Annotated in this window: 17 protein-coding genes and 2 pseudogenes; 11 read left to right on the top strand and 8 right to left on the bottom strand. The window is 69.1% G+C overall.

From position 1 onward, the window contains the following. Positions 1-24 precede the first annotated feature (24 nt). Positions 25-210 carry a hypothetical protein gene (locus tag OG559_RS30675; RefSeq protein WP_405117132.1) on the bottom strand — a complete coding sequence of 62 codons (186 nt, stop codon included), beginning with the start codon at positions 208-210 and terminating at the stop codon, positions 25-27. On the opposite strand from OG559_RS30675, the pseudogene OG559_RS30670 reads away from it, so the two are divergent. After that, positions 131-589: pseudogene (locus OG559_RS30670) on the top strand (transposase); the annotation flags it as partial. The gene OG559_RS30675 and the pseudogene OG559_RS30670 overlap by 80 nt on opposite strands. A 159-nt stretch (positions 590-748) precedes the next feature. On the opposite strand, the gene OG559_RS30665 reads toward OG559_RS30670, so the two are convergent. The 6 genes from OG559_RS30665 to OG559_RS30640 all read right to left on the bottom strand — a co-directional run bounded on the left by OG559_RS30665 (position 749) and on the right by OG559_RS30640 (position 4,836). After that, positions 749-1,606: a hypothetical protein gene (locus OG559_RS30665; RefSeq protein ID WP_405110519.1), complete on the bottom strand. Its 858-nt coding sequence runs from the start codon at positions 1,604-1,606 to the stop codon at positions 749-751. A gap of 102 nt (positions 1,607-1,708) precedes the next feature. Further along, positions 1,709-2,224 carry a hypothetical protein gene (locus OG559_RS30660; RefSeq protein WP_405110517.1) on the bottom strand — a complete coding sequence of 172 codons (516 nt, stop codon included), beginning with the start codon at positions 2,222-2,224 and terminating at the stop codon, positions 1,709-1,711. A gap of 334 nt (positions 2,225-2,558) precedes the next feature. Beyond that, positions 2,559-2,933, bottom strand: a complete 375-nt coding sequence (locus OG559_RS30655; RefSeq protein ID WP_405117085.1) for an AAA family ATPase — start codon at positions 2,931-2,933, stop codon at positions 2,559-2,561. 323 nt (positions 2,934-3,256) lie between these two features. Further along, complete coding sequence (locus tag OG559_RS30650; RefSeq protein WP_405110514.1) at positions 3,257-3,709, bottom strand: SitI3 family protein; 453 nt, start codon at positions 3,707-3,709, stop codon at positions 3,257-3,259. A 12-nt stretch (positions 3,710-3,721) separates the two neighbouring features. Then, positions 3,722-4,132, bottom strand: coding sequence for a hypothetical protein (locus OG559_RS30645; protein ID WP_405110511.1), 411 nt, complete (start codon positions 4,130-4,132; stop codon positions 3,722-3,724). A gap of 176 nt (positions 4,133-4,308) precedes the next feature. Then, positions 4,309-4,836, bottom strand: coding sequence for a DUF6244 family protein (locus OG559_RS30640; RefSeq protein WP_405110509.1), 528 nt, complete (start codon positions 4,834-4,836; stop codon positions 4,309-4,311). A 191-nt stretch (positions 4,837-5,027) separates the two neighbouring features. Between OG559_RS30640 and OG559_RS30635 the strand changes: the two genes are divergently transcribed. The 3 genes and pseudogenes from OG559_RS30635 to OG559_RS30625 form a co-directional block, all read left to right on the top strand. After that, positions 5,028-5,138, top strand: a complete 111-nt coding sequence (locus OG559_RS30635; protein WP_405117083.1) for a helix-turn-helix domain-containing protein — start codon at positions 5,028-5,030, stop codon at positions 5,136-5,138. Positions 5,139-5,173: 35 nt separating this feature from the next. Then, entirely contained in the window at positions 5,174-5,299 is a 126-nt protein-coding gene (locus OG559_RS30630; protein WP_405110506.1) for a hypothetical protein, read from the top strand. A gap of 196 nt (positions 5,300-5,495) precedes the next feature. Next, positions 5,496-5,858: pseudogene (locus OG559_RS30625) on the top strand (DDE-type integrase/transposase/recombinase); the annotation flags it as partial. Between the two features lie 125 nt (positions 5,859-5,983). Here OG559_RS30625 and OG559_RS30620 read toward each other — a convergent pair. Further along, complete coding sequence (locus OG559_RS30620; protein WP_405110504.1) at positions 5,984-7,690, bottom strand: glycosyl hydrolase family 8; 1,707 nt, start codon at positions 7,688-7,690, stop codon at positions 5,984-5,986. A gap of 280 nt (positions 7,691-7,970) precedes the next feature. On the opposite strand from OG559_RS30620, the gene OG559_RS30615 reads away from it, so the two are divergent. The 7 genes from OG559_RS30615 (at position 7,971) to OG559_RS30585 (ending at position 17,324) form a co-directional block, all read left to right on the top strand. Beyond that, positions 7,971-9,161, top strand: a complete 1,191-nt coding sequence (locus OG559_RS30615; RefSeq protein WP_405110501.1) for an ROK family transcriptional regulator — start codon at positions 7,971-7,973, stop codon at positions 9,159-9,161. 160 nt (positions 9,162-9,321) lie between these two features. Further along, positions 9,322-10,647 (top strand): ABC transporter substrate-binding protein, encoded by a 1,326-nt coding sequence (locus tag OG559_RS30610; RefSeq protein ID WP_405110498.1) that lies wholly within the window; start codon positions 9,322-9,324, stop codon positions 10,645-10,647. 5 nt (positions 10,648-10,652) lie between these two features. Continuing rightward, positions 10,653-11,600 carry a carbohydrate ABC transporter permease gene (locus OG559_RS30605; protein ID WP_405110495.1) on the top strand — a complete coding sequence of 316 codons (948 nt, stop codon included), beginning with the start codon at positions 10,653-10,655 and terminating at the stop codon, positions 11,598-11,600. After that, entirely contained in the window at positions 11,597-12,445 is an 849-nt protein-coding gene (locus OG559_RS30600) for a carbohydrate ABC transporter permease (RefSeq protein WP_405110492.1), read from the top strand. Before OG559_RS30605 ends, OG559_RS30600 begins: the two co-directional genes overlap by 4 nt. Positions 12,446-12,452: 7 nt before the next feature. Further along, positions 12,453-13,706, top strand: a complete 1,254-nt coding sequence (locus OG559_RS30595; protein WP_405110489.1) for a 6-phospho-beta-glucosidase — start codon at positions 12,453-12,455, stop codon at positions 13,704-13,706. Continuing rightward, on the top strand, positions 13,703-14,677 hold the full coding sequence (locus OG559_RS30590) for an N-acetylglucosamine kinase (RefSeq protein WP_405110486.1): 975 nt from the start codon (positions 13,703-13,705) through the stop codon (positions 14,675-14,677). The genes OG559_RS30595 and OG559_RS30590 overlap by 4 nt, the downstream gene beginning before the upstream one ends. Positions 14,678-14,897: 220 nt before the next feature. Then, positions 14,898-17,324 (top strand): PQQ-dependent sugar dehydrogenase, encoded by a 2,427-nt coding sequence (locus tag OG559_RS30585; RefSeq protein ID WP_405110483.1) that lies wholly within the window; start codon positions 14,898-14,900, stop codon positions 17,322-17,324. Positions 17,325-17,513 lie beyond the last annotated feature (189 nt).

Here is a 17,513-nt window from a genome sequence, read left to right as displayed (position 1 = left end):
GCGGTGAAGTCACGTTTGACCAGGTCAGCGGGTCGGCTGGTCTCGGCTGCCGGCCGGGTCGTGCGCGGTGACCTTGTCGCGCAGCAGTCCGCGTAGCCCGGACTCGCGCATCAGCCGCTCGACGGTGCACTGGCTGTGGTGGTCGCAGGCGACCACCACTGACGCCGAGGTTGACCTGCTCTGGCAGGTGTTCCTGCGCCGCTTCGACATCGAGCACACCTTCCGCATGCTCAAACAGACCATCGGCTGGACCAGCCCGAAGCTGCGAGACCCCCATGCCGCCGACCGCTGGACCTGGCTGGTGCTGGCCGACCTCCGCCGACCATGGGAACGCCCCGCACCACCCGAACGGCTCTCACCTGCCCGCGTCCGCCGCGCGTTTCGGCACCTACGCGCCAAAGCCGGCTGCCCCGCCGCCGCACCGAAACCGAGCCGACCCGGCCCTGGACGACCGCCCGGACACCCCAACCGCCACCGAGCACCATGCTACGACGTCCACATCGTCACAGCCGCTACCAGGAACAAGCCGAACAGCAACACCAAGAAAACGAAGACCTCGAATAGCCCGAGGCTACGACGCACAGGTTAAAGATCAAGTTAACCGTCTCGTGGTGCGCGACCGCTTAACGCTGACGCCGCCGATCGATCTCGGCGAGGACTCGGTCTGCGTGCGGGCGTAACTGGGTCGTCAGCTCGTACCCGGAGATCCTGCCAGCGCTTCTCGGACATCCTTACCGGCACCGGGTGCTTAAGGCGCGGCCACCACGACCTCGGCGACGTTCCCGCTGTAGCAGGTGGCGGTGGCGATGTTCGGGGCGGAAACCGTGTGGGCACCGTCGACGACGTAAGTTACGCCGGTCTGGAGGTTGCGGCACTGGATCTGCACCCGGTAGCTACCAGTGTCACACTGGACGCTGCCCCGACCGTAGTAGCGCTTAATGCCCTCGTGGACCCACTCCATCCACGGTGCGCAGCCGGTGACACCGGTGCCCGGCGGATCCTGCACGGCGTACACCTGCTCAGCGACGTTCCCGCTGTAGCACGTGGTGGTGGCGGTGCTCGGGGCGTTGACGACCTCGGTGCCGTAGACGACGTAGCCCACGCCAGTCTGAGCGTTGCGGCACTGGATCTTCACCCGGTAGCTACCGGTGTCACACTGGACCCGGCCCCGACCGTAGTAGTGGCTACTGCCCTCGTGGACCCACTCCATCCACGGTGCGCAGCCGGTGACACCGGTGCCCGGCGGATCCTGCACGGCGTACACCTGCTCCGCGACGTTCCCGCTGTAGCACGTGGTGGTGGCGGTGCTCGGGGCGTTGACGACCTCGGTGCCGTAGACGACGTAGCCCACGCCAGTCTGAGCGTTGCGGCACTGGATCTTTACCTTGTAGCGCCCGGTCGAGCAGGTCACCTTGCCGCGGCCCTGGTAGTAGCTGTTTCCCTCGACGACCCATTCGATCGAGGTGGTGCAACCGGTAGGTGCGGACAGTGTGGACCCGACAGCGAGGGCGGCAGGCTCCGCTGCCGGGGCCGCCTCGGCGGGAGCCGTCAGAGCAGACAGCCCGAGAAGGGCCGCAGCGAGCGTCGCGAGGGTACGCCTGAACATGACAGTCTCCTGATGGCCGTGGGGTCACAGCTTTCGTCGCGGAATAGCCATGCTAGAGAAAATATCGATGCCCGTCGAGATTCTGGACCGGGTTGACGCGGATCAGGGCCGAGGTGGCGCCGGGCCCGTGACGTCGGCCTGATCGAGGGCAAGAAACCCGGCCAGAACATCGGCCGGCCCGAGTGGCGAGCAGACCGAGATCGCCCGGCTGCGCCGGCAGTTGGAGCTGGCCAACCGGAAGATCGCCCGGACCGAGGCGGCGTTGGACATCATGGGAAAAGCACACGGGCTCTGGCCGAGATCTCCGAGAGCGCGGACATCGACACCAGGCCGCCGGTGGGCGGTGCTGCGGGCCATCCCGGTCAGCCGGGCCGCCGCCCGCGTCGACGTGTGCGCGGTCACCAACGCCGCGTGGGCGTCGGTCAGGGCTTGGTCGGCTCCCGCATCCCCATCGGGCGCCCGCCGGCGCCGCGGCCCGCGCCGGCGAACCGACTCTCCGACGCTGAACGCGCCCACGTCCCTGGCCGTGCTCGACAGCGACCGGTTCGTCGACACCACCCCGACCGAGGCATTCGCGACGCTCCTCGACGAAGCGTCTACCTGGCCCTCGATCTTCACCCTCTACCGGATCCTGCGCGCCAACAACCAGGCCATCGACCGACGCCGCCAAGCCCGACACCCCACCCGGGCCCGTCCCGAGCTGACCGCCACCGGCCCTGGGCAGGTGTTCACCTGGGACATCACGAAACTGCCAGGCCAGCGCCGGGCGCTGCGTGTCGATGATTCGGGTCTGTCAGGGCTGCTCAGAGCCGTTGTGACGGGCCGGTGTGAGCGTGGCGGACAAGCCAGACACCCTCCAGATACCGGAGGGGACCTCTTCTTTCCTGGGCGTGCACGCGGCCCCCGGGGTCGTGGGGCGACGTGTGGGGGTCGTGCGGGTCGGGTGGTGTGGTCAGTCGGCTGTGTCGTTCGCCGTCGCGGGGTTGGCCTCGACCACCCGGGCGAAGCCCTCGCCGTGCAGGGTGGCCAGGGCTGCGCGGGTCCGGGCGTGCTGGTCGACGATGACGACGGCGGCCGGGACGGCGCGGCCCCACCGGCGGCCGGGGGCGGGTCCGGGCCGGTCGGCTTGCCGGGCGAGGCACACCCGGAGCGGGGTCGTGAACACCACGGCGGTCGCGGGCACCTGGTAGCGGGCGGCGAGCGTGAGCAGCCACGCCCGGTCGGCGGCGCTGGTGCTGGTGGCGTCGACGACGGGGGTCGGCGCGGGGCGTGAAGCCCGGGGCCATCCTGCGGGAGATCGTGGAGGCGCACTACGACGTGCATCGATCGCGTGGGGTGCCGCCTCCAGCGACGTCCTTGTCCGTCAGGAAGTTGCGCGCTTACCGGCCCTCGGGGAGCATCGGAACGAATAGTCACGCTAGACCCGGCGCGAGTAGACCGGGGGCTTCACTTTCGTGGACGAGGACTTGGTAGCGGTGGCCGTCGTCGGCCTCAGGGCTTTGCGAGCCAGCGAAGCACGTCGACGGTGAGGATCACGTCGTATGGAAGACCGCGCAGGTCTTCCGCAGAAACCTTCAGGCCGCGAGCCCGAGCCAGGTCGGCCAACTCAGGTGCGGTGCCGCGGGATCTGTGTCGGACCGAGATGCGGGCTCAGCCGGTGACGAGGTGGTCCAGGTGGTAGTGGTTCCACCAGCTCGTGCGGTGTGTGCGGACGACTCCGTTGGTGCGGGTGAGGAGGAGGTGGTTGCCGTCCTGGATCAGGGCCGCGTCCTCGTTCCGGCCGGCCAGTACCCTGGCCACCGTCGTCACCATGTTGGGGATTGCCTTGTCGGCCAGGTCTTCGGCGCGCATGGAGAAGGTGACGTTGACGTACGTCTCGGGTTCCCATTCCCAGCGGGCGTCGTCGTCTGTCTCGGCTTCGTAGTAGCCGTGCGTGCCGGAGCGGACGGTGATGGCGTAGCCGCGTTGGTCGTACAGGCGGGCGCTGAACAGCCGGGGGTTCGATGTCGGCTGCGGCTTCTCGCCGGGTTCCGTGGCGGTCAGGGCGGCGACCTCGCCGACGGCGGGATCGCCGGCCAGGATCAGACGGAACTCGACGCCCATGTCCGCCCCTTCTCAGTCTCGCCGGATGATCTCTTGAAGCGTACCGTCGGGTTTCACCACGACCAGTTCCTTCAGTCCGTCGATGGGCCAGTCGTCGAACTGGCGCCCTAGCGCGCTCATGTCACCTTCCCAGTCCTGGAGGTTCACCACCACCCGCCGGGTCTGCTCGTCGTCGACCTTCTCCCGGACCTGGCTCCAGACATTGCGTACAGACGTGCGCGCCGCCGGCGAGTAGCAGTCGAAGACATGACCTTCGACGAGGTAGTCCGGATCCTTGTCCGGGTTGCCGCTGTCGCCGGTGCGGGCGCGGGCCTCGCTGGTCTCCTGTGGGGTGGGATTCTGGTGTACCCGGTACCCCTTGCCGGCCACGCTGTCGGCGCACTCGTTCTCCAACTCCAGCGCCCGTCGGGTGCTGGCATCCACCTTGGGCCCGATCCTGGTACGCGGTCCGGTCGGTGTGCCGCTGCTGACCCCGGTGCGTTGCCGGCTCCACGGCGGGAAAACGTCGGGGGAGCCCTGCCCGAGGCCGGGCACGACGCGCGAGGAGTCGTTGCTGGTGGTCGGCGCAGGGCTGGCCGGTGGGTGCCGGTCAGCCCTGGTCAGTTTCCCGAGGACCCCAACTGCCGGGCCTGGTTGGCCGCCGCTTCGACGGCCTGTTGGGCGGAGCCGCTGCGCTGCACGAGAAGCACCAGCACCTGCTTGATGCTGTCGAAGACCTGCAGGAGTGGGCCTGGTTGTCCGCCGTGCAGGACCGCGCTGACGAGTCGTCGGGCGTCGTCGACGTGGCTGATCGTCGCGGTGGTGTACTCACGGGCGCCGGCGATGCGCTGCTGGACCGGCGCCAGCCCGGCGATGGTCTCCTGCGCGGTGGCCTGCCGTGGGACGCTCGCGGCGGCCGTGGTCGCCTCCCTGACCTCAGCGGCAAGGCTGCCCAGCCCGCCCTGGATGGTGGAGACAGCCGCGCGTACCCGGGTCATTCCGGCGGCGACCGCGGCGAACCCGGCACCGGCGGCCCGTACGGCGATCTCCTGGGCCTGCCTGTCGACCGCCGCCGTGAGGCTCTGGGCCCGCTCGACGCCCGCGGTCAGGGCGCGCAGATCCCCGATGATCTGTTCCATGCTCGACATGTGTCAGCCACCCCGACCGAGTACGAATTTCGGAGCCTGCAACCTATCCGGCGGATTCGGCCCCCGGGCACCCCGAGCCGCGCGGACGCCACTGCTGTCGCCATCGTGCATCCCACGACTGGGCAGGTTCAGTTGGTCGTAGCGTGTGATTTTGGCGGTTGGGTGGAACAGGATGTTCCGCCGTGCGTGCGATGTTGACCTTGGCTGATCGTGAAGAGATATCCCGTAGCCTGGCCGAAGGCTTGGAATACAAGCCGATTGGTGTCCTGATCGGCCGCAACCCGTCTGTGGTTGCACGCTAGGTCGCTCGGCACGGAGGCTGGAGGCGGGTACCGGGTTGCGGTCGCCGAAGCGGTGGCGGGGGTGTCGCGACGGCGGGACGAAGACCTGGGCGGTCGAGCGGGTGCCGGGCCTGCGCGAGGTGGTGCTTGAGCGGCTGCGGTGGGGCTGGTCGCCGGCGTGATCGCGGGTCGGTTGGTGTTCGACTATCCGGACGATCAGGCCTACCGGTGTCACACGAGGCGATCTATCAGTGGGTGGGCTCTGTTGCGTTGAGCGTGGGCTTGATCGATTACGGGCTTGACTGATGTGGTGTGGCGGTACGTCTGCCGGGTCGTTGACCAGCACGGGCAGGTCATTGACGTACTCGTCTCAGCACACGTCGGGACGCAGCCGCAGCCCGGCGGTTCTTCCAACGGGCGCTGAGGACGTTGAAGGTCACGCCTTGCGAGGTGGTCACCGACGCCGCGCCCGCCTATCCCAAGGTGCTCGACGAGCTGATCCCGTCGGCGTGGCATCACGTCGAGCGGCACGCCAACAACCCGATCGAGGCCGATCACAGCCAGCTCAGGCACCGACTCAGACCGATGCGGCGGCTACGTACCGACCGCACCGCCCAGACGATCATCACCGGACATGCCTTCATCCAGAACCTACGCCGCGGACACTACGAACTCACTACCGACATCCCGAAATCGAGGCGGGTGGCCGCCGCGTTCACCGAACTCGCCCAAGCAATCTGACCAGTAGCGCCGACTCGGCTCAGCGTCCCCCCGACCGTCGACGCAACAGCGCCGCCGGACAGGTTGCCGCGGGCGGTCCTCGGTCATCAAGGGGCCGCCCGCGGCCGGTCACTGTGTGGGCGGTGTCACGGGGTCCAGAAGTTGCCGGAGACCACGATCATCGTCTGCAGCTGCAGGCTCGCCGAGTAGTAGCCCGAGGTGTCCAGCAGCGTCGACTTGATCTTGTTCCAGAGTGCGTCGAGCCAGGCCTGGCTGCCCGGGTCGGTCATCGCGGTCACCGCGAACGGCGCGAAGAACGCCGCCTCGGAGCCCGAGCTGAGCGCGGTGCCGTCGAGGGAGTAGCCGACGGCGATGTTCGACGGGTTGCCGCCGGTCTTGGCCTTGACCCAGGTGTTCAGCTTGCGTGCCGCGGCCAGCGACTGCGCGTCGCCGCTGGTGACCGCGTCGGCCCCGATCCGCCACGGGTCGCGGCAGGCGTTCCACCAGTACTTGCCGTCGTTGGGGTCCTCCAGCACCTGCCCGGTGGCGGGCTTCGGCGTGGTGTTCGTGTTGATCACGAAGTCGGGCAGCAGACCGGTGTTGGGGGCGTAGCCGCTCTGCAGCGACGCGGTGACGGACTGGTGCTTGGCCAGGATGGTGTCCCAGGCGGTGTCGCCTGTCGCCTTCCGGTAGGCGCGGAAGTGGCCGGGCATCCAGTCCGAGGTCCGGCTGAGGTAGTAGTACGAGTCGCCGGCGCTGCTCCAGTCGCCGAGCAGGGTCAGCTTGGTGGTGGCGTTGATCTCGCTGGCCTTGATCGCGTTGATCCGGGTGACGGCGAGCGACTTGTAGTTGTAGGCGCCGGTGCTGCCCCACTGCTTGTCGGCCAGCAGCAGCCCGTACGCGATCTCCAGGTCGCCGTCGGTAGCGGAGTCGGAACCGTTGACCGAGGTGCAGGAGGTGTTCTGCTCGGCGGCGTGCAGGTTCGGGTTGTTGACCGACGGGTGCGCCAGCACGTACTTGAGCAGGCCGTCGAACTGCGTCTTTGCGTTGGGGTCGGCGCCGGCCATCAGCGCGGTGATGACCATGCCGTAGCCCTGCGCCTCGGCGACGTACGGGTGGTCGGCGTCGGGGGAGTAGACCTCGTACCAGCCGTTGCCGCAGTTCTGCTTGATGAACGCGTTCTTCCAGGTGTTGTAGTAGCTGATCACGGTCTGGTCGTGCGTGGACGCGGCGCCGGACAGCTTGAGAGTGCCCGCGGCGTACGGCCGCAGGTGCGAGCCGAACGGCACGGCAACTCCGCCGGGCGGGGGAGAGGAAGTCGGGGAGGGGCTCGGCGACGGCGTGCCCGTCGGCGCGTAGACCTCGAACTCGTACAGCGAGTATCCGTACGTGGTGCCGCGGGCGGTGCCGTACATCCGGATGTAGCGCCCGCTGGCGGTGAGTCCGGTGAGGTCGTCGGTACCGCCGTTGCCGGTGGTGGTGGAGTAGATCGTGGTCCAGGTGCTTGCGTCGGGCGAGACCTCGATGCGGTACGCCTTGCCGTAGGCGGCCTCCCAGCGCAGTGTCACCCGTCCGATCTGCTGGCTGCTGCCCAGGTCGATGCGGATCCACTGTGGGTCGGTGCCCTCGGTGCTGGCCCAGCGGGTCGAGGTCGAGCCGTCGACGGCCTTGTCGCCGCCGAGCGAGGAGGTTTCGGTGGAGGAGACGGCGGTGGTGCGGCCCAGGGCCAGGTTGGTGGCGGCCTCGGCGGACGTGGCGAGGAGGAGCCCGCCGAGAAGTGTGCCGGCGGTGGCCACGGCGGCGGCCGCGAGCATGGGGCGGGCCCGTCCGGGCCAGGCTGTTCTGCGCATCATTGCGGGACTCCCTACGGAGGGTCGCGGTGCGTGCCGCAGCTGCGGCACGCGGTGATACGAGCGGACATGTGACCGCACGAGGGGCGTCGGCGAGCGGTCGCGATGGCCCAGGGCCCCGGGCTCGGGGGGAACGTATGCCAGGAGACGCCCGTCACACAAGATGGTTAGGAAGATTGCCTAACGATTCTGGCGCACCTCTTGACCACTGTGGACTCGCCGCCCTAGTCTCCGGCATCAGTAAATCTGATTGCCTAACGTTCCTTGACACAAGCGAGGGCGGATGACCCGACCAGCCGGTTCGTCGAAGCTGCTGCGCGCCATGAACGAGAGTGCGATCCTGGCCCACCTGCTGGACCATGGCCCGCTCACCCGTGGCGAGTTGCGGGAGCTCACCGGGCTGAGCAAGCCGACCACCTCGGACGTGCTGCGCAGCCTCACCGATGCGGGGCTGACGATGGTGGTCGGACGGAGCTCGGGTGGCCCGGGACCGAACGCCGAGATCTACTCGGCGAATCCGAAGGCGGGGTTCGCGGTCGCGATCTGTATCCGGGAGGTTTCCGAGATCCCGGGGCCGTCGCTCATCGCGGCGCTGATCGATGCCGGTGGTGTGGTGCACGCCCGGATCGAGGACTCGATCGACCTGACGACACTCGACCCCGTCGACGCGATCACCGACACGGTCACCCGGGTCATCGGACGGGCGGGGGTCGGCGCTTCCGCGGTCCGCCACGTAACGCTCGGGGTGCCGGGTTCGTACGACGCGGCGAGCGGGGTCATCCACTACATCGACGTGCCCGGGTTCGACCGACCCGGTCTCGTCGAACGAATCGCAGCACGGTTGGGCACCGTGGTCGAGGTCGAGAACGACGTCAACCTCGCCGCGATCGCCGAACGTACGCACGGGGTCGCCGCCGGGGGCGCCAGCTTCACACTCTTCTGGATCGGTGACGGTCTCGGCTTGGCCATCGACCTCGGCGGCACGCTGCTACGCGGGGGGCGCGGCGGCGCAGGCGAAATCGGCTACGTGCCGGTGTCGCTGCCCTCAGACTGTCCGCCTGCCGACCTGCAGAGCCTGATCGGTGGTCCCGCCGTTGTGGCGCTCGCGGCTGAGCACGACATCGCGGCCGCCACCCCGGGCGCCGCGATCGGTGTGGCCGTCGCCTCGGCCCACCCTCGGGCCGGACGGTTCCTCGACGCGGTGGCCGCCCGCATCGCGCTCGGTCTGGCCGCCGTCGCGGGTGTGCTCGACCCGCCGCTGATCGTGCTGGCCGGCGACGTCGCGCAGGCCGGCGGGGAAGCGCTCGCGCAGCGGGTCCGTGCCGCGCTGCCCGGCACGACCCCGCTTGACATCACCATCGCCGTCACCGAGGTCGACGACGACGCCGTACTGCTCGGAGCGCTCGAAGCCGGACGGCGAGCGGTGCGCGAATCCTTGATCGACAACCAGCGCACCGCCATGCAGGCCGGCTGACCGCCGCCTGCCGCGGCGCGCTCAGCCCTGCTCCTCCGATCAGCACCACCGATCAGCACCACCGTGTGGCCCGACCGGCGTCCCTGCCGCACCAGGCGAAGGGCTCGGTCGAGCCGCGACCCCGCAACTCCGAATTTCTGATTCCGGAGAGGAACACTTCATGCAGCGCTTGCGGAACCGGCGTACGACCATGATGGTCGGCATAGTCGCAGCATTGGCAGTGGTCACGGCGTGCACCCCTAGCGAGGCGCCGAAGCCGATCGCGACCTCGGGCGTCGAGCCCACCGGCGCGGTCGAGCTGTGGCACTTCTTCACCGACCGTGAGGCCAAGGCCCTCGACGGGACGCTGGCCAAGTTCAAGGCGAAGTACCCGAAGGTCACGCTGACCGTCAAGGGCGGGCAGGACGACGCCAAGGTGACCACCGCGATCGGCGCCGGCACCGGTCCGGACGTGGCGATCAGCTACTCGACCGACATCGTCGGCAAGTTCTGCGCCGCGGGCGCGTGGGTCGATCTCAACCCGTACCTGCAGCGCGACGGCGTCGACCTGAACGCGATCCCGCAGGTCGCCCGTTCCTACACGGAGTTCCGGGGCAAGCGGTGCACGATGCCGTTCCTGGCCGACGCGTACGGCTTGTACTTCAACAAGGGAATGTTCGCCGAGGCGGGGCTGACCGAGGCCCCGAAGACCCTCGCTGATCTGTCCGAGATGGCCAAGAAGCTGACCAAGCGCTCGGCCGACGGCACCATCGAGCGGGCCGGCTTCCTGCCCCTGTTCGGCTTCTACGAGAACTCCCCGTCGCACTTCGCGCCGATGGTCGGCGCGAAGTGGCTCAACGAAGACGGCACCTCGGCGATCGGCTCCGACCCCGCCTGGAAGGAGCTGCTCACCTGGCAGAAGGAACTCGTCGACTGGTACGGCTACGACAAGCTGGAGAAGTTCCGCGCCTCGCTGGGTGACGAGTGGTCGGCCGACAACGCCTTCCACAAGGGCAAGGTCGCGATGGCCGTCGACGGCGAGTGGCGGTTGGCGTTCCTCAAGGACCAGGCGCCGAACGTCGAGTTCGGGGTGGCCACGCTGCCGGTCAACAAGGCCGAACGCGCGGGCGCGGGCTACATCTCGGGCAACGTCATCGGCGTCTCGCGGACCGCCCGCAACCCGGAGGCGGCCTGGGCGCTGATCAAGTTCCTGACCACGGAGACCGACAGCATCGTCGACCTGTCCAACGGCATCCGCAACGTGCCGACCACCACCGCGGCGCTGACCTCGCCGCGGCTCACCGCGGACCCGGCGTTCAAGGTGTTCCTCGACATCTTCGCCAACCCGAACTCGGGCACCACCCCGCCCAGCGCGATCGGCCCCGGTTACCAGGAGACCTTCTCCGAGTTCCTGCAGGGGTGGCAGTCAGGGACGCAAGCGGACCTGAGTGCCGGACTGGCCGACGTCGACGTCCGGGTCAACAAGATGATCAAGCTGGCCGGCTAGCCGCGATGCCGACCGCAGCCAGCCAGGGTGCCGGCCGTGTCCGGCGCTCCCTCGTCACCCTCACCTTCATCGGGCCCGCGCTGATCGGCATCCTGATCTTTCTGGTCTACCCGCTGGTCGCTGCGGTCTACTTCTCCTTCACCCGCTTCGACATGTTCAACCCGCCGGTCTGGGTCGGGCTGGACTTCTGGGAATATGTGCTGTTCGACGACCCGACGGTGTGGATCGCGGCGAAGAACACGCTGGTGTTCGTGCTGCTGATGGTCCCCGCCCGGACGGTCGGCGCGCTGCTCACCGCCATGCTGCTCAATGCGATGAAGCGATCCCGCAGCATCTACCGCACGCTGTACTACCTGCCCGCTCTCGCGCCCCCGGTCACCGCCACCATCGCGTTCGTGCTGCTGCTCAAGCCAGGCACCGGGCCGGTCAACACGCTGCTGGCGCAGTTTGGCGTCGAAGGGCCGGGCTGGTTCAACGACCCCGACTGGGCCAAGGCGTCGCTGACACTGCTGGCCCTGTGGGGCGTCGGTGACCTGATGATCATTTTCGTCGCGGCGCTGCTCGACGTGCCGCAGGCCCTCTACGAGGCCGCGTCGCTGGACGGCGCGGGCCGCTGGCACCAGTTCCGCTACGTCACCCTGCCCACCATCTCGCCGGTGCTGCTGTTCGCGACCATCACCGGTGTCATCGGCACGTTCAACTACTTCACCCAGGCCGCGGTCGCCGGCAGCGTCGCCTCCGGCCAGGTCACCTCGGGCAGCGGCATCGCCGGCACGTTCGGCTACCCCGAGAACTCGACGCTGACCTACCCGATGCGGCTCTACTCCATCGGCTTCGGCAACAACCTGTTCGGGGCCGCGAACGTCATGGCGGTCATCCTGTTCGTGGTGTCGATGACCGCCACGATCATCCTGCTGCGGCGGTTCAAGGCGTTCAGCGGAGGCGACTCATGACCCAGTCCATACCCAGCGGCCGCGGACACCACGTGCTCGGCTTCGTCGCCCGCCACGCGATCGGCATCGCGATGGCCATCATGTTCCTCGGCCCGATCGTCTTCCTGCTGCTCACCTCGTTCATGACCAGCGACCAGACGCTGACCGCGAACATGTGGCCGCAGAGCTGGCACCCGGAGAACTACGTCGAGGTGTTCCGGAAGACGCCGCTGCTGCGGTTCATCGGCAACACGTTCCTCTACGCGATCCTGGCCACCGGGTTCATGCTGCTGGCCAGCGTGCCGGCGGCATACGCGCTGGCCAAGCTGCGGTGGCGCGGCCGCAACGCGACGATGGTCCTGATCATCTGCATGATGATGCTGCCGCCGCAGGTCACCACGGTCCCGCTCTACATGATGTGGGCCAACACCGGACTCACCGGCACGCTGTGGCCGCTCATCCTGCCGATGCTGGCCGGAGACGCGTTCTCCATCTTCCTGCTGCGCCAGTTCCTGGTCACCATCCCCGACGAGTACCTCGACGCGGCCCGCGTCGACGGCTGCGGCGAGTGGCGCACGCTGCTGCGCGTCATCCTGCCCATGGCCAGGCCCGGCATCGCCGCCGCGGCCATGTTCCAGTTCTTCTACGCCTGGAACGACTACTACGGCCCGTTCCTCTACACCAGCGAGAACCAGGACGCCTGGACCATCTCGCTGGGCCTCGCCTCGTTCCGGTCGCTGCACCACGTCGAATGGCATCTCGTCAGCGCGGCGACCCTGCTCACCATGGTCCCGGTCATCGTCCTGTTCTTCTTCGCCCAGAAGGCGTTCGTCCAGGGTGTCACGCTGACCGGCGTGAAAGGGTAGCGACTCCATGAAGATCGCCGTGGTCGGCGGAGGTTCGACCTACACCCCCGAGCTGATAGACGGGTTCGCCCGCCTCGACGCAACCGTCACCGAGATAGCGCTGATCGATCCGGCAGCCGACCGGCTGCCGATCGTCGGCGGGTTCGCGCAGCGGATCTTCCGCCGCCACGGACACCCCGGGCGGATCACCTGGACCACCGACCTCGACACCGGGCTCGCCGGCGCCGACGTCGTCATCATCCAACTGCGGGTCGGCGGGCAGCGCGCGCGGATCAGCGACGAGACGTTCCCGCTCGAATGCGGCTGCGTCGGGCAGGAGACCACCGGAGCAGGCGGTCTCGCCAAGGCCCTGCGCACCGTTCCCGTCGTGCTCGACGTCGCCGAACGTGCACGCCGCCACGCCGCACCAGGAGCGTGGATCGTCAACTTCACCAACCCGACCGGCATCGTCACCCGCGCCCTGCTCGACGCCGGGCACCGGGCCGTCGGCTTGTGCAACGTCGCCATCGGCTTCCAGCGGCGCTTCGCCACGCTGCTCGGCGTGGCACCCGGGCAGGTGACCCTCGACCACGTCGGCCTGAACCACCTGACCTGGGAACGCGGCGTCCACGTCGACGGCGTCGACCGGTTGCCCGAGCTGCTGTCGGCGCACCTGGACGAGATCGCAGGCGAGGTGAACCTGCCACCGGCGATCCTGGCCACACTCGGCGCGGTGCCGTCGTACTACCTGCGCTACTTCTACGCCCACGACCAGGTCGTCGAACAGGAACGCGGCGCACCGACCCGGGGCGAGCAGGTCGCCGAACTGGAAGGTGCCCTGCTGTCCATGTACGCCGACCCCACCCGCGACACCAAACCCGACCTGCTCGCCAAGCGCGGCGGCGCGTACTACTCCGAGGCCGCCGTCGGGCTCATCGGCTCGCTGCGCAGCGGCGACGGCGCCACACACTCGGTCAACGTGCGCAACAACGCAACCCTGCCGTTCCTGCCCGACGACGCCGTCATCGAGGTCAGCTGCCGGGTCGACGCCGACGGCGTGGCGCCGCTGCCGGTCCGGGCCGTCGGCCCCCACATCTCCGGCCTCATCTCCCACGTCAGCGGGTACGAGGAGCTGGCCGTGCACGCCGCCGTGGCCGGTGGACGGCAGCGGGTCTACCAGGCGCTGCTGGCACACCCGCTGGTCGGCCAGCACGACCTCGCCGAGAGCCTCACCGACCGGCTTCTCGCCACGAACGCCGCGCACCTGAGGTGGGCCGCATGATCGGCGAAAGGACCGTGGTCGCGGTCGACGGCGGCAACTCCAAGACCGACGTCATCATCGCCACCGTCGCCGGAGCCGTGCTCGGGCGCGCCCGGGGACCGGCGTCCTCGCCGCACCTGATCGGCGTGCCCGACACCATCGGCCTGCTCGGCCGGCTCATCGCGCAGGCCAAGCAGCACGCGGGGCTCGGCACGGCCGCGGTGTTCGACCGGGCCGAGGTCTACCTCGCCGGCGCGGACCTGCCCACCGAGGTGCGGATCCTGACCGAGGCAGTGACCGCGGCCGGGTGGGCACACCAGAACCGGGTCGACAACGACACCTTCGCCCTGATCCGCGCCGGCACCGACGCCGAACGCGCGATCGCGGTCGTGTGCGGCGCCGGGATCAACTGCGTCGGCCGCGACGCCGACGGGCGAACCGCACGGTTCCCCGCCCTCGGGATGCTCACCGGAGACTGGGGCGGCGGACACCACCTGGCCTCCCTGGCGCTGTGGCACGCGGCACGCGGTGAGGACGGTCGCGGGCCGGCCACCCGGCTGACCGAGGCGGTCATCGACCACTTCCGGGTGGCCACGGTCGAGGACCTCGGCATCGCCGTGCACCTCGGCGAGGTGGCCCCCGCCCGCGTTGACGAGCTCACCCCGGTCCTGTTCGCCGTCGCGACCAGCGGGGACCAGGTGGCCCGTCGCATCGTGGCCAAACAGGCAACGGAGGTGCTGTCCCTGGCCCGGGTCGCCGCCGAGCGGCTGGGCATGCGCGAGGAACGGCTGGCTCTCGTGCTGGGCGGGGGCGTGCTCGCCGCCCGGCATCCGCTGCTGCACCAGTCGATCGTGGAGGGCATGCCGGCCGCGCTGCCCCGCGCCGAGGTGGTGGTGTCGGCGCAGGCTCCGGTCGTCGGCGCCGCCCTGGCCGGCCTCGACGCCCTGGGTGCCACGATGGACGCGAAGTCCGCGCTGAGGACCGCCGTCTGACCGGCTGTCCACGCCTTCCCTGGGCCCGTCGAGCAGAGCCGGGCCCGGCGTGCCACGTGATCCTCCGAGTGTCGAGCACCCAGGCTGACGCCGCCCCGCACTGCGGCACTCAAACATTGACCGATATGCATGGTCGCCGTAGCATCAGCGACTGTAAGTCAGTTTGACTATCCTTCACCCTCCGGGAGAAAGGCACGCAATGGTACGAACCAGAGCGGGCATGAGACTCATCGCCGCGCTCGGCACGGAAATCCTCATCGTCGGGTCGGCCCTCATGGTGACTCCCGCCCATGCCGCACCCATCCGCTACGAGGCCGAGAGCGCCACCATCGGTCAGGGCCTCGCCGAGTCCAACCACCTCAACTTCTCCGGGACCGGCTTCGCCGACACGGACAACGTGGTCGGCAGCTACGTGCAGTGGACGATCAGCGCCGCGACCACCGGCACGGCGACTTTCACGGTCCGCTACAGCAACGGCGCCGCGGCAGACCGGCCCGCCGACATCGCCGTCAACGGCAGCGTCGCCGCGGCGACGTTCGGCAGCACCTCCGACTGGGACACCTGGGCCGACAAGACCGTCACCGCCCCGGTCAGCGCCGGCAGCAACACCGTCCGAGTCACCTCCACCTCGGCAGCCGGCACCGCCAACCTCGACTACCTTGAATTCGAGGTCGCCGGAGCGCCGGCCTTCACCGACTATCAGGCGGAGAACGCCGTCATCGCTCAGGGCGCGGTCGAGTCGAACCACACCGGTTACACCGGCACCGGCTTCGTCAACACGACCAACGTGGCGGGGGCGTACGTGGAGTGGACGGTGACCGCGGCCGCCGCGGGCACCGCGCAGCTAGCGTTCCGCTACGCCAATTCCGGCGGGGCGAACCGGCCGGGAGACATCGCGGTCAACGGCAACCTCGTCGGCAACCAGCCGTTCCCGGCGACCACCGCCTGGACCGACTGGACGGACGTCACGGTCAGCACGAGGCTGGCCGCGGGAGCCAACACCGTGCGGCTGACCGCCACCGGCGCGCTCGGCCTGGGCAACATCGACCGGCTGCGCGTCACCGGGCAGAGCGACTCGCAGGCGCCCAGCACACCGGGCGCCCCGAGCTGTTCCGCCGTCACCTCCAGCAGCATGACGCTGAACTGGGGCGCGTCCACCGATGACGTCGGGGTGGCGGGATACGACATCTACCACGACGGCAACCTGCTGAGTCAGACGACGGGCACGGGCACCTCGCGGAACCTGACCGGCCTCTCGCCGAACACGGAGTACCGCCTGTCGGTGTTCGCCCGGGACGCGGCCGGCAACGTCTCGCTGTCCAGCGCGCAGGCGATTTGCTCCACCCTGGCCAGTTCCGACACCCAGGCGCCGACCGCCCCGGCGAACCTGGCCTACTCGAATCTGAGCGGCAGCAGCGTCACGCTCACCTGGACGGCGTCCACGGACAACGTCGGGGTCACCGCGTACGACGTGCGCACCGGGACGACCGTCGTCAAGTCGGTCATCGGCACGCCCCCGGCGGCGACCACCTCCGTCACCGGGCTCGCCTGCAACACGGCGTACGGGCTGAACGTCGTCGCCCGAGACGGCGCAGGAAACACGTCAGGGCAGAGCAACACGGTGTCTTTCACGACCGCGACCTGCAGCGGCGGCGTGCCGTCAGGGATCACACAGATCTCCACCGGCTGGACGATCCCCTGGGGCACGTACTTCATGCCCGACGGGCAGACCGCCCTCGTCACCGAGCGGGACGACAAGGTCACCTCCGGCCAGTTCAAGGTCTTCAAGGCGACGCTGTCCGGTGTGCGGACCCAGGTCGGGACCGTCCCGAACGTCGTCACCACCGACGGTGAGGGAGGCCTGCTCGGCGTCGCTGTGGACCCCGGCTGGGCGTCCAACCACTACGTCTACTTCATGCACACCGCGTCGGAGGGCAACCGGGTCGCCCGGATGACCTACGACGGCAGCACCCTGACCGGGTACACCACGATCCTTTCCGGGATTGCCAAGAACCGCTACCACAACGGTGGCCGCCTGGCCTTCGGGCCGGACGGGTACCTCTACGTCTCCACCGGTGACGGGCAGACCAGCAGCCGGGCCCAGGACCTCAACTCGCTCAACGGCAAGATCCTGCGAATCACGACGACCGGCGCCGCGGCGCCGGGCAACCCGTTCGGTACCCGGGTCTACAGCTACGGCCACCGCAACCCGCAGGGCCTGGCGTTCGACTCGCAGGGCCGGCTCTGGGAGGCCGAGTTCGGCAACAGCATGTACGACGAACTCAACCTCATCAAGCCGGGCAAGAACTACGGCTGGCCGACCTGCGAGGGCACCTGCGGCGTCGCGGGCATGGAGAACCCGAAGCGACAGTGGTCGGTGTCGACCGCCTCGCCCAGCGGTATCGCGATCGTCCGCGACGTCGTCTACATGGCGACGCTGCGCGGCGAGCAGATGTGGCGCATCCCGCTACTCAGCGGCGAGACCACGGGCACTCCGACGGCGTACTACACGGGCACGTACGGACGCCTACGCACGATCACTAAGGTGCCCGGCTCCGACCAGCTCTGGCTCAGCACCACCAACTGCGACAACAACGGCGGGGCCGCGAACGGCGCCGACCGCACCCTGCGCATCACCATCAGCTAGCGAAGTGCCGCTCCGCACGGGTCCCTGATCCGATCTGTGCGGAGCGCACCCGCACGGCGTCGCGGGCTCGCCGTCACCGTCACCGAGCACGTCGCCCCCCGCCCGGTGGCACGTCAGTCGGCGTCAACGGCCAACTGCACGTCTGCGGGCTGAAGCTGCGCAACCAATACGACACCGCCTGCGGCATGT

Source organism: Micromonospora sp. NBC_01405 (assembly GCF_045040155.1).
Taxonomy (GTDB): domain Bacteria; phylum Actinomycetota; class Actinomycetes; order Mycobacteriales; family Micromonosporaceae; genus Micromonospora.
This window is presented reverse-complemented; position numbering and strand designations above follow the sequence as displayed.